The sequence below is a fragment of the Rhizobium sp. BK313 genome, from assembly GCF_014193655.1.
Taxonomy (GTDB): Bacteria; Pseudomonadota; Alphaproteobacteria; order Rhizobiales; family Rhizobiaceae; genus Rhizobium.
The window spans coordinates 51,556-63,877 of sequence record NZ_JACHZQ010000005.1; the positions used below are offsets into that span (position 1 = coordinate 51,556).

12 protein-coding genes are annotated in these 12,322 nt (G+C 61.2%); 8 read left to right on the top strand and 4 right to left on the bottom strand.

Features of this window, described 5'->3' with window-relative positions; genetic code table 11:
- Positions 1-99: 99 nt before the first annotated feature.
- Complete coding sequence (locus FHT86_RS23695; RefSeq protein WP_133709207.1) at positions 100-978, top strand: 3-hydroxybutyryl-CoA dehydrogenase; 879 nt, start codon at positions 100-102, stop codon at positions 976-978.
- Here FHT86_RS23695 and tlpA read toward each other — a convergent pair whose 3' ends face one another.
- Positions 979-1,656 (bottom strand): thiol:disulfide interchange protein TlpA, encoded by a 678-nt coding sequence (gene tlpA, locus FHT86_RS23700; RefSeq protein ID WP_133709206.1) that lies wholly within the window; start codon positions 1,654-1,656, stop codon positions 979-981.
- 23 nt (positions 1,657-1,679) lie between these two features.
- Between tlpA and argH the strand changes: the two genes are divergently transcribed.
- The 4 genes from argH (at position 1,680) to FHT86_RS23720 (ending at position 7,688) form a co-directional block, all read left to right on the top strand.
- Positions 1,680-3,080: an argininosuccinate lyase gene (argH, locus tag FHT86_RS23705; RefSeq protein WP_133709205.1), complete on the top strand. Its 1,401-nt coding sequence runs from the start codon at positions 1,680-1,682 to the stop codon at positions 3,078-3,080.
- Positions 3,081-3,180: 100 nt separating this feature from the next.
- Positions 3,181-3,375, top strand: coding sequence for an LPS translocon maturation chaperone LptM (gene lptM / locus FHT86_RS23710; protein WP_133709204.1), 195 nt, complete (start codon positions 3,181-3,183; stop codon positions 3,373-3,375).
- A gap of 10 nt (positions 3,376-3,385) precedes the next feature.
- Complete coding sequence (gene lysA / locus FHT86_RS23715) at positions 3,386-4,657, top strand: diaminopimelate decarboxylase (RefSeq protein WP_133709203.1); 1,272 nt, start codon at positions 3,386-3,388, stop codon at positions 4,655-4,657.
- A 250-nt stretch (positions 4,658-4,907) separates the two neighbouring features.
- On the top strand, positions 4,908-7,688 hold the full coding sequence (locus tag FHT86_RS23720) for a TIGR02302 family protein (RefSeq protein WP_133709202.1): 2,781 nt from the start codon (positions 4,908-4,910) through the stop codon (positions 7,686-7,688).
- A gap of 54 nt (positions 7,689-7,742) precedes the next feature.
- On the opposite strand, the gene FHT86_RS23725 is transcribed toward FHT86_RS23720, so the two are convergent.
- The 3 genes from FHT86_RS23725 to FHT86_RS23735 all read right to left on the bottom strand — a co-directional run bounded on the left by FHT86_RS23725 (position 7,743) and on the right by FHT86_RS23735 (position 9,583).
- Positions 7,743-8,102 carry a response regulator gene (locus tag FHT86_RS23725; protein WP_133709201.1) on the bottom strand — a complete coding sequence of 120 codons (360 nt, stop codon included), beginning with the start codon at positions 8,100-8,102 and terminating at the stop codon, positions 7,743-7,745.
- A gap of 186 nt (positions 8,103-8,288) precedes the next feature.
- Positions 8,289-8,831, bottom strand: coding sequence for a hypoxanthine phosphoribosyltransferase (gene hpt / locus FHT86_RS23730; protein WP_133709200.1), 543 nt, complete (start codon positions 8,829-8,831; stop codon positions 8,289-8,291).
- 86 nt (positions 8,832-8,917) lie between these two features.
- Positions 8,918-9,583 (bottom strand): hypothetical protein, encoded by a 666-nt coding sequence (locus FHT86_RS23735; protein WP_133709199.1) that lies wholly within the window; start codon positions 9,581-9,583, stop codon positions 8,918-8,920.
- A 209-nt stretch (positions 9,584-9,792) separates the two neighbouring features.
- Between FHT86_RS23735 and ftsE the strand changes: the two genes are divergently transcribed.
- From ftsE to FHT86_RS23750, 3 genes are all read left to right on the top strand, one after another.
- Entirely contained in the window at positions 9,793-10,452 is a 660-nt protein-coding gene (ftsE, locus tag FHT86_RS23740) for a cell division ATP-binding protein FtsE (protein WP_133709198.1), read from the top strand.
- A 91-nt stretch (positions 10,453-10,543) separates the two neighbouring features.
- Positions 10,544-11,491 carry an ABC transporter permease gene (locus FHT86_RS23745; protein ID WP_133709288.1) on the top strand — a complete coding sequence of 316 codons (948 nt, stop codon included), beginning with the start codon at positions 10,544-10,546 and terminating at the stop codon, positions 11,489-11,491.
- Positions 11,492-11,566: 75 nt separating this feature from the next.
- Positions 11,567-12,283, top strand: coding sequence for a YdcF family protein (locus tag FHT86_RS23750; protein WP_409527620.1), 717 nt, complete (start codon positions 11,567-11,569; stop codon positions 12,281-12,283).
- Positions 12,284-12,322: the final 39 nt, after the last annotated feature.

A 12,322-nucleotide genomic window follows, 5' to 3' on the forward strand; every position in this document is an offset into this window, starting at 1 on the left:
TTTATGGGGCTATCAATCTTGCCGGGCTAGAAATAGTCCGGCAAATTTATGACGAAAAGCATGGCGCGCCACCAAGAGCGCGCCGCCGGGGAGTTGGCAATGAGTTCGCTGAAGACGATCGGTATTATCGGCGCGGGCCAGATGGGCTGCGGTATTGCCCATGTGTCCGCCGTGGCCGGTTACAAGGTTCACATTTACGATCTATCTCAGGATCGTATCGAGAGCGGCCTCGCCACCATCAATGGCAACCTTGCCCGCCACGTCTCTTCCGGCAAGATGAGCGACGAGGATCGCAAAGCGGCGCTGTCACGCATTACCGGTTCCTCCGATCTCAACGATCTCGCCCAGGTCGATCTTGCCATCGAGGCCGCGACCGAGGACGAAAGCGTCAAGCGCAAGATCTACGCCCAGGTCTGTCCTATCCTGAAGCCCGAGGCGATGCTCGCCACCAACACCTCATCGCTGTCGATCACGCGGCTCGCGTCCGCGACCGACCGCCCGGAGCGCTTCATGGGCATTCACTTCATGAACCCGGTGCCTGTGATGAAGCTGGTCGAACTGGTGCGCGGCATCGCCACCGAGGAGTCGACCTTCTCCGCCGCCAAGGAATACGTCACCTCGCTGGAAAAGACGATCACGGTGGCCGAAGACTTTCCGGCCTTCATCGTCAACCGCATCCTGCTGCCGATGATCAATGAGGCTATCTACACGCTCTATGAAGGCGTCGGAACAGTCGATGCCATCGACACCGCCATGCGGCTCGGCGCCAACCATCCGATGGGACCGCTGCAGCTTGCCGACTTCATCGGCCTCGATACGTGCCTGTCGATCATGCAAGTGCTGCATGACGGCCTGGCGGATTCGAAATACCGCCCCTGCCCGCTGCTGGTGAAATATGTCGAAGCCGGCTGGCTCGGTCGCAAATCCGGCCGCGGCTTCTATGACTATCGCGGCGAGACGCCTGTTCCGACACGGTGATCAGACGCCGGTTTTGGCGTCGACGGCAGCCTTGATCAGCTTTTTCGCGTCGTCGCTGTCCCATGCGGCCGGGCCATTCATGGCCGAGACAAGGCAACCCTTGTCGTCGATCAGCAGCGTCACTGGCAGTCCGAAGGCGAGGCCCTGTTTCTTCAGGGCGTTGAAGACGCCCATCGTGCTGTCACGATAGTAGCCGAGCTTGTCGATGCCGTAATCCGTGCGGAAAGCCTTCGGCTTTTCATCGTCGCCGGTGTCGATGTTGACGGCAACGACCTCGAACTTGTCGTTGCCCATGCTTTTCTCCAGCGCGTTCAGCGCCGGCATTTCCTCGCGGCAGGGCACACACCACGTTGCCCAGACATTCAGCAGCACGGTCTTGCCGGAAAAATTGCCGATTGATAGCGACTGGCCGTCCGGCCCCTTGAAGGCAACGTTCTGTAGCGAGATCGGCGTCTGCGGCGCAGCCATTGCCGCGACCTGACCCGTGGTAAAGGGCGTCAGAGCCGCAGCGCGATCCTTCGCCGTCTCGCACTGTCCAGACGATGCCAATTCACCGATGCCATTGCCATACCCCGCCTCCTTCACGTATACCGCTGCCGCACCGGCGACGACCCCGGCGACGGCGGCAAGCAGAACAAGTTTCACGGACGGCAGACCGAACGGCTTCTTTGCTGTCATTTCATTCTCCAGGTAGGCATCTCATGGCTGACGGCACGGACACCAAATCCTCCAACCAGATGTGGGGCGGACGTTTCGCCTCCGGCCCCGCGGCAATCATGGAGGAGATAAATGCATCGATCGGTTTCGACAAGAAGCTGTTTGCACAGGATATCCGCGGCTCCATCGCCCATGCCACCATGCTCGCCCATCAAGGCATCATTTCAACCGAGGATAAAGACAAGATCGTTCACGGGCTGAACACGATCCTGTCAGAGATCGAAGCCGGCAATTTCGAATTTTCCCGTCGCCTCGAAGACATCCACATGAACGTCGAAGCGCGGCTCGCAGCCCTGATCGGCGCTGCCGCCGGTAGGCTGCACACGGCCCGTTCGCGCAACGACCAGGTGGCACTGGATTTCCGCCTCTGGGTCAAGGAAGAGCTGCAGAAATGCGAGCAGGCGCTGACCGGTTTGATCGCCGCGTTCCTCGACCGCGCCGAAGAGCACGCCGAAACTGTCATGCCCGGCTTTACCCACCTGCAGACGGCACAGCCCGTCACCTTCGGCCATCATTGCATGGCCTATGTCGAAATGTTCGGCCGCGACCGTTCGCGTGTGCGCCACGCCATCGAGCATCTGGACGAATCGCCGATCGGTGCTGCCGCGCTTGCCGGCACCGGCTTCCCGATCGACCGTCACATGACGGCCAAGGCGCTCGGCTTCCGCGAGCCGACCCGCAATTCGATCGACACCGTCTCCGACCGCGATTTCGCCATCGAGTTTCTCTCTATCGCCGCCATCGCCGGCATGCACCTGTCGCGGCTTGCGGAAGAGATCGTCATCTGGTCGACGCCGCAGTTCGGCTTCGTGCGCCTCTCCGACGCCTTCTCGACTGGCTCCTCGATCATGCCGCAGAAGAAGAACCCGGATGCGGCCGAGCTGGTGCGCGCCAAGACAGGCCGCATCAACGGCTCGCTGGTGGCACTTCTGACCATCATGAAGGGCCTGCCGCTCGCCTATTCCAAGGACATGCAGGAAGACAAGGAACAGGTCTTCGACGCTGCCGAGAGCCTGGAACTGGCGATTGCCGCCATGACCGGCATGGTGCGCGACATGACGATCAATACTGCTCGCATGAAGGCCGCCGCCGGCTCCGGTTATTCGACAGCGACCGACCTTGCCGATTGGTTGGTGCGCGAAGCGGGCCTTCCCTTCCGCGACGCCCATCACGTCACCGGCCGCGCCGTGGCGCTTGCTGAGAGCAAATCCTGCGATCTCGCCGAACTGTCGCTCGATGAGCTGCAGGCGATTCATCCTGCGATCACCGCCAAGATTTTCGACGTTCTGACCGTCGAAGCTTCGGTCGCCAGCCGCAAGAGCTACGGCGGTACGGCGCCTTCGGAAGTGCGCAAGCAGATCGCCTTCTGGCGCGCCCGCAACTGAGCAAATCGCCGAAAACCACAACCTAACAATCAGGGTGCACAAGGCGCGGAAACTTCGCTATGAAGGACTGCTTCCGCGTTTGCCGCCCAAGAGGATTTCGATGCAGATCAACATGCCGCACATCATCCGCCTGACCGTCGTGCTTTCGGTCATCGGCCTTGCCGTCGTCGGATGTGGGCGCAAAGGCGATCTCGATCCGCCGAGTGCAGCAGCGACCAAAGGCGGCGACGTCTCGAAGCCGACAAAACAGCCGGGCACGGAAGACAAGAAGTTCTTCCTCGATCCACTTCTTTAAGGCCTCGACCGTGAACCATTTTCAGTACCGCGACGGCATTCTCTACGCCGAGAATGTTCCCGTTCCCGAGATCGCCAAGGCGGTCGGCACGCCATTTTACGTTTATTCGACAGCAACGCTCGAGCGCCACTACCGCGTCTTCTCCGAAGCCTTCGGCGATGTCGACGCTATGGTCTGCTATGCGATGAAGGCCAACTCCAATCAGGCGGTGCTGAAGACGCTCGGCCGGCTCGGCGCCGGTGTCGATGTCGTTTCCGTCGGCGAACTGCATCGCGCCCTGGCTGCCGGTATTCCGGCAAGCCGTATCATGTTCTCCGGTGTCGGCAAGACAGCGCAGGAAATGGATGCCGCACTCGAAGCCGGCATCTACTGTTTCAACGTCGAATCCGAGCCGGAACTGGAAGTGTTGAACCAGCGCGCCCTCCGCGCCGGCAAGATCGCTCCGGTCTCTTTCCGCATCAATCCCGACGTCGATGCCCGCACGCATGCGAAGATTTCGACCGGCAAGAAGGAAAACAAGTTCGGCATCTCGTGGGAGCGCGCCCGCGCCGTCTATGGCCGTGCCGCCAGTCTGCCGGGCATCAAGGTCACCGGCATCGACATGCATATCGGCAGCCAGATCACGGAGCTGCAGCCCTTCGAAGACGCCTTCAAGTTGCTGCGCGACCTCGTCGAGACACTGCGCGGCGACGGCCATGACATTCATCATGTCGATATCGGTGGCGGCCTCGGCATTCCCTACCGCGACGACAACAATCCGCCGCCGCTGCCGGACGCCTATGCCCACATCGTCAAGAACCAGTTGCGCGGCCTGAATTGCAAGATCGTCACCGAGCCAGGACGCCTGATTGTTGGCAATGCCGGCATCCTCGTGACCGAAGTAATTTATGTGAAAGACGGAGGCCATAAGACCTTCGTCGTTGTCGACGCCGCCATGAACGACCTGATCCGCCCGACGCTTTACGAGGCCTATCACGAAATTCGCGCAGTCGAGATCACCGCTGCCAATGCCCCGCGCATCAAGGCCGACGTCGTCGGCCCGGTCTGCGAGACCGGCGATTACTTGGCTCTCGACCGTGAAATGGCGATGCCGAAGCCCGGCGATCTGCTGGCTATCAGCTCCGGCGGCGCTTACGGTGCGGTACAGGCCGGCACTTATAATAGCCGGCTTCTGGTGCCCGAAGTGCTGGTCAAGGGCAGCGATTTCCACGTCATTCGCCCGCGCAAGACCTATGAAGAGCTGATCGGCCTCGATTCGATTCCGGCTTGGCTCGGCGCTTAATTTCGAAAATCGGACTGATTTTCGGATAGACTTTATCGGTCACGCCCAATCGAAGAGCTTGATCACGTTTCGGCGAAATCCGATGAAAAAGTGGCCTTTGCTGCCGCCTGCCCTCGTCTTCGCCACAAAGAATGTTATCTTCTTATGAAAGGCGTCTCGCCGGGCGCCGTGATTGCGGGCGTATGGGACGCCCTATCATTTCCAACGGGCAGATAGCCATCAACGTCAGATCGGGGAGAAAACCGGACCGATGACCAGCCCCAGCAACCCAAAGAAGGGCGCTTTCGCCACCCGTCCGGCGCTGGCGCGGCTGGTTGCGATAAAGCGCCTCTTTGCGCGGCTGGTATTGATCTCGGAACAGACCCTGCCCCTCTTGCTGCTGCCGCTTTCGATCCTGGCACTTTTCCTTTCGGCAGCCTGGTTTGGCATTTTCCGCATCGCGCCGGATGCACTGCGCCTTGTCCTGCTTGGCGTTTTCGCTATTGCCTTCGCCGTCTCCATCTTCCCTTTCCGCCGCCTGCGCTGGCCAACGGTCGGGCAAGCCGACCGGATGCTGGAGGAGCGCAACGGCCTCGCCCACCAGCCGGTCACGGTGCAGGAAGACGAGCCGGCTTTCGACACGCCGTTCGCCCGGGCGCTGTGGCGGGAGCACCAAACCCGCATGGCGGCGCGGATCGCGGCCCTGGACGCCGGCCTGCCGCGCCCTGACATCGCCCGTTACGATCGCTTCGCGTTGCGTACCATTCCAGCGCTGCTTCTGGTGACGGCTTTCAGCTTCTCCATGTCCAACAGCGGCGGCTCACTGACCGATGCCTTTACCGCTCCGGCCGTGACATCGAGCAATCCGGACCTGCGTGTCGACGCCTGGGTGACGCCTCCCTATTACACCGGCGAAGCGCCGGTCTACCTGACGGGCAGTGCTGCAAACACGGGCGACAGCGTCAACGTACCGCAATTTTCCGAGCTAACCGTGCGTGTCACCGGCGCCTCGACGGATGAAAAAGTACTGTTCCAGGCCGCCGGCAGCGACACGGGCGCCGAGATTCCCGAACAGGTGGCGGATGCCGGCAAGCAGCCGCCGGCAAACGGCAATGCCGCCACGCCTCCGGCCGTGCAGCCGGTCTCGGATACCGGCGCCGCTCCAGCTGGCGCCGACGCGATGATCGCCCGCACCCATGTGCTGAAGCTCGAAAAGGGCGGCAAACTGACCGTCAACGGCAAGACCTGGTCTTTCAAAGTGGTCGCCGACAAGCCACCGGAAATAGCTTTTGACGGCATTCCGCACGCAAACCCCAACGGCGCGCTCGAAATCGGCTTCAAAGTCAAGGACGACTACGGCATCGAGGAAGCCCACGCCGAAATCGTACCTGTCGATGCCGATCCCAAGGCGACGCCGCTTTACGGTCTGCCGGATTTCAAGCTGGAGATTTCGCGCCGCGACCGCCGCAACGGCAAAGGGCTGGCAAGCCATGACCTGACGCAGGACCCGCTTGCGGGCAAGCAGGTGCGCGTTACCCTCGTCGCGCGCGACGGCGCTGGCCAGACCGGCCGCAGCGCGCCCTATGAGATGACCCTGCCCTCGCGCAATTTCAGCGAGCCACTTGCAGCGGCCGTCGCCGAAGAACGTCAGGTTTTTGCGCTGGACACCCGCAAGATGCCGGAGGCGATCGAACTCAATCAATCGCTGACGATCCGGCCGGATGAAACGATCCCGGATCTCAGCAACTACCTGCTGCTCGAATCGGCGCTGACGCGCATGAAGCTCGCCAGCGGCGATGCCGCGCTGAAGGATACCGCCGACTACCTCTGGCAGATCGCGCTCGGCATGGAAGACGCGCAACTGACCGATGCGGAGAAGGCCCTGCGCGACGCGCAGCAGAAGCTCTCCGACGCCCTGCAGCGCAATGCGCCCGACGCCGAAATCAAGAAGCTGATGGACGAGCTGCGCAAGGCGATGAACGACTATATGAAAGAGCTCGCCGAGCGCATGAAGAACATGCCGGCGCAGCCGAATCAGAAGTCGGCCAATATTCTGCGCCAGCAGGATCTGCAGCGGATGATGGACCAGATCGAGAATCTGGCTCGCTCCGGCAACCGTCAGGCAGCGCAACAGATGCTGTCCGAGCTGCAGCAGATGATGAACAGCCTTCAGGCCGGAAGGCCGCAGCGCGGCCAGAACCAGCAGCAGGGTGAAGCAAACGACAAGATGCGCCAGCAGATGGACAAGCTCGGCCGCATCCTGCGCGACCAGCAGAAGCTGATGGAGCAGACTTTCAAGCTAGACCAGGCCATGCGCGACCGCATGCAGCGCGGCGATCCCAATGAGGACGGTGACGATGCACTGAACCAGCCGATGCCGGATCTGAACGATCCGTCGCAACCCGACATGGGGCAGCAGGATCAAGGCCAACAGAATCAGCAACAAGGTCAGAACCAGCAGGGCCAAAATCAGCAAGGCCAGCAACAGAGTCAGAAGCAGCAGGGTGACAATCAGACGGACAACATGACCGCCGATCAACTGCGCGATGCGCTGAAGCAATTGCGCAAGCAGCAGGATGAACTCGGCAAGCAGCTCGGCGAACTACAAAAAGACCTGGGCTCCATGGGCATGAAGCCGAACCAGAATTACGGCAAGGCCCAACAGGAAATGAAGGGCGCCTCCGGAAATCTCGGCCAGGGCAACGGCGAAGCCGCCGTGCAGGATCAGGGCCAAGCACTGGACGCCTTGCGCAAGGGCACGCGCGATATGATGAACCAGCTTATGGCGCAGATGCAACAGCAGCAGGGGCAAGGCCAGGGCCAGCAGCAGGGGCAAGTAGGCCAGGGTAACCAGAACGGCCGCGATCCGCTGGGACGCCAACGCAACGACGGCAATTTCTTTGATGATACAAACGAGAATAAAGTGCCGAGTATTATCACTGCGCAGCGGGCTCGCGAAATCCTCGATGCCATCCGCGAGCGGCTGAGCAACAATCCGTCCCTGTCCGAGGAACGACGCTATCTGGAGCGTCTGCTCGATATGGGGCAGTAGGTTGCTCTTCCACCTTCGCCCCGGCGGGGAGAAGGTATTCTCAGCATAGACCGGTCAAGCAGCCAGCGCGCGCGCAACCGCCTTGCGGATGTCCGGCAGCGCGAATGGCTTGGCGACGACATCAACGATCTTTTCCATGAGGTCGTCGGCGCGTTCGCGCTGCTCGGCGTAGCCGGTCATCAACAGGATCTTCATGCCGGGGCAGGTGGATGCCGCCTGATGTGCGAGTTCGATGCCGTCCATCACAGGCATGCGGATATCGGAGAGCAGCAGGTCAAAGCCGCCCTGCTTCAGCTTTTCCAGACCCTCGGCGCCATCGGCCGCCTCTTCGGTCTCGTGGCCGTCCAAGCGCAGGGCGCGGGCGACAAAGATGCGAAGAGAGTCCTCGTCTTCCGTGATCAGAATTTTTGCCATGGTCTATGCTCCGTGGTCCGTCATGTTCCGCGAACGAAATCACCAGAATTCCGTTTGCGATCGGTAAACGACGGCAGTGCGATCCGGCTCCGTGGTTAATGAGTCGTCATCGCTGGAGCGAATTGGGACAGCCTGGCAGAGCATCGGATTGTCCCAAAACGGGTTGCCACTTCTGACCCCGATACCTCAAGCGTCCCCGGTTACCACACCGACAAAGGGCAGCTCGCGGAAGGCATAGGCGACATCCATGCCGTAACCGACGACGAAATAGTCGGGGCACTCGAAGCCGACATAATCGGCCTCCAGCTCTTCCTGGCGCTTGACGCTCTTATCGAGAAGCACCGCGAGTGTGACGTGGCGGGCGCCGCGCTCGTAAAGCAATTCCTTGGCGAATCGCAGCGTGCGGCCGGATTCCAGAATGTCGTCGATCAGCAGTACGTCACGATCCCGTACATCGCTGTCGATGTCCTTGACGATGCGTACGCCCTGGGAGACCGTGCCCGCGCCGTAGCTCGACAAGGTGATGAACTCGACTTCCGGCGCCAGTCCCGTCTCATGCAGCGCGCGTAGCAGATCGGCGGCGAAGATGAACGAGCCCTTGAGAATAGCGATGACGAGGAGATCCTTCGTCGGCCCGCTGGCGATCTCCATCGCCATGGAGCGATTGCGCTCCGCGATCTGCTCGGCGGTGAAAAGCGGCTCGATATTCTTCCCGCGTACGACAGGCATTGATTGGCATGCTCCATGGCTGTTGCGGCACTTGTCCGCTGATCAAGCTTTAGCCCGTAGCACAATCATCAAGGTCGACACACCCCCTAGGGCATGAAGGAAAGGCGAACATCCGGCATTTTTCCACCGGGATGCTGCAATCGCGTCGAAAATCCGCGGCTCTCATGCGGTCCGATGCGGTTCACCGGCGGATTCACCACAACACTCGTCAGCAATTGAGTACCGGAGAAGATATCCGCGCGGACAGGCGGCACGGAGAGCGTGGCCCCGGTCTCATTCTCGATGATGCCGTTGACAGTGAGCACCCGCATGCCGTTCTCGTCGTGCGGTGTGAGCGTCACGTGCGAGAACTGTAGCGGCTCCGACGTCGCCTGTGCCGGGGTACCGGACAGCCCTGAAAAACCGCCGGCAAGGCCGAAGACCAGGACGGCGAGAGCAACGATGAGTGCCACGAAGCTGCGGCGCGAGGCCTGCTGCAGCCAGCGTTCGGCAACGCGCAGGCCCGTGAGCGCATGAAGGAGAGCGCCTTTGGGAGCCGGCCGCGACTGCTGTCCGGCGCGAGAAAGCCTGTCGCCGGTGTTGCTGGTCGAGGCGTTCTTGGTGCGGCCGGGGATGACCGTCACAAACTCGGCGTCGACAACATCCGGCTTCGGACCGAAGCGGCGCGATAGTCCCGAACCCAGTCCGCGTTCGGGCGGCAGCAGGTCATAGATCAATCCCGCCTGTTGTTGGCGGTGGCGAAAAGCGCCCATGACGACCTCCCTTTCCGGTGATCCACATGGTTTCCAGCCCACCTGAATTCTGGGCATTGAAACGAATCCTGCCCAGTCGTAAATTTTAATGGTTAATGCTTCGCAAAGATCGCCATGAATCGGGCGCCTTTCCAGCAAAATTTACCGTCTGTTAACGCCGTTGGTTAACAAGTCACCTGATTGAACACTGCGGAAGAGTGGACTGCCCGTTGATTCATTTTGAGAACGTCGGTTTGCGCTATGGTATGGGCCCGGAAATCCTCCGGGACCTGACCTTCGACATTCCGAAAAAATCGTTCCAGTTCCTGACTGGCCCCTCGGGCGCCGGCAAGACGACGTTGCTTCGGCTGCTTTTCATGTCGCTGCAGCCGACCCGTGGACTGATCCGCATGTTCGACCGCGAGATTTCTTCCATCCCACGCAACGAGCTGCCGCTCCTGCGCCGCCGCGTCGGCATCGTCTTCCAGGACTTTCGCCTGCTCGATCATCTAACGACCTATGAGAATGTCGCGCTCCCCTTGCGCGTGCGCGGCAAGGACGAAAACACCTATCGCACCGACGTTCTGGAACTGTTGAAGTGGGTCGGTCTCGGCGAACGCATCAATGTGTTGCCGCCGGTGCTGTCGGGCGGCGAGAAGCAGCGCGCCGCCATTGCCCGCGCGCTGATCGATCGCCCGGAGATCCTGCTAGCCGACGAGCCGACCGGCAATGTCGATCCACCCATGGCGCGACGACTGCTCAACCTGTTCCTTGAACTTAATCGCCTGGGCACGGCTGTCGTGATCGCCACGCACGACCTCACCCTCATGGATCAGATCGAGGCGCGGCGCATGATTTTATCGGGAGGGCATCTCGATATCTATGACTAAGCCCGCCCCCCGCAAGAAAGCCCCGAACGCGAGGGCAACCAACAACACGGAAAGGCCCGTCGCGCCGCCGCCGGAGAAGAGACGGCCGGAAATGCGCGTGCGCCCGACCGGCCCCATCGTGCCCTCCTCCAATATCCAAGGCAATGCGCTGATCGTCGTCATCGCCATCATGGCTTTCCTGGCCTGCCTGACGCTCGGCGCCGTCAGCATGGTGCGTTCGACAGCGGCAAGCTGGGAAAGCCAGATTTCCCGCGAGATCACCATCCAGATCAAGCCGGACGACAATCTCGACATGGACAAGGCGCTTGCCAGCGCCCGCGACATCGCGCTCAGTTTCGTCGGCACCAAAAGCGGCCAGATCGTCGACGAGGCGGCGACGGCTCGCCTGCTCGAACCCTGGCTCGGCGCCGGCCTCGACCTCAAGGAGCTGCCCGTTCCGCGCCTGGTGATCGTCACCATCGACGAGACGCATCCCCCCGATTTCGACGCGATGCGCAACCTCCTCAAGGATCAGATTCCGCAGGCAAGTCTGGATGACCACCGCACCTGGGTCGATCGGCTCGTCTCGATGGCGCACACCACCGTTCTCATCGGCACCGGCGTCCTGCTGCTGGTCTTTACCGCCATGGTGCTGACAGTGGTTTTCGCGACGCGCGGCGCGCTATCCGGCAACCGCCACATCGTCGAAGTGCTGCACTTCGTCGGCGCCGAGAGCACTTTCGTCGCCACGGAATTCCAGAAGCATTTCCTGAAGATCAGCCTGAAGGGCTCGGCCGCCGGCAGTGCGCTCGCTGCCCTGTTCTTCGCCAGCGCCGGCTTTCTGCAAAGCCGCACGATCGCAACGCCGCAGACCGATCAGGCGACGGCTCTGTTCGGCACATTCTCGGTCGGTGCGCTCGGCTATCTCGGCATTCTCGCCACCATGATCATCATCGCCCTGCTCACCACGATCACGGCGCGTTTCACCGTCATGCGCACCATCTACGAGATCGATTTGATCCGCTCCGACCCGGGGAGGACCGAAAGTGTGCAGAACTGACGCTACGGCAACGATTTTTTACGATCTGATGGCCCGTTCCTTGCCGCAATTTGCGGATAATAACGAATCATGAGCATGGACCTGACGACTCGCAAAACCGTGAGTTCGCAGACACTGAGGGAGCGATCCCGCAGCGACAGGCCTGTGCGGCGCAGTCTTTTCCGTCGCTTCCTGCGCTGGGGCGGCTTCGGCTTTATCATCCTCGTCGCCATCGTTTTCGGCGGCTTCCTGCATTTCGCCGATTCGATCACCACGCTGAGGCCACCACCGGAACCGAAGGCGGATGCTATCATCGTGCTCACCGGCGGCTATCAGCGCATCGACCAGGCCGTGGAACTGCTGCGCACCGGCGCCGGCAACCGGTTGTTGATCTCGGGCGCGCACCCGACCACCACGCCGTCACAAATCCGCAAGCTGACCCAAAGCCCCGTCAGCCTCTTCAATTGCTGCGTCGATATCGGTTATGACGCAATCGACACCATCGGCAACGCCCGTGAGGCGGCGAAATGGATCCACGCCAAGGGCTACAAGAGCATATTGGTGGTGACCAACAACTATCACATGCCACGCAGCCTGGCTGAGCTGAAATATGTCGATCCGGCCACGGATTTCATTCCCTATCCGGTGGTCAATTCCGATCTCAAGACCAAGAACTGGTTCACCGATCCCAATGCGCTGCGCACCATGGTCTCCGAGTATGCCAAGGTTCTTCTCGCCGGCGCCCGCAATCTCACGGGCCTGGGACGCCCGCTCGGCCTGCGCTCTCGCGAGCCGGGCGATGATCCGGGTTGAGATATCAGACGGCACGCGGACCGACTTTTTATTGACAGC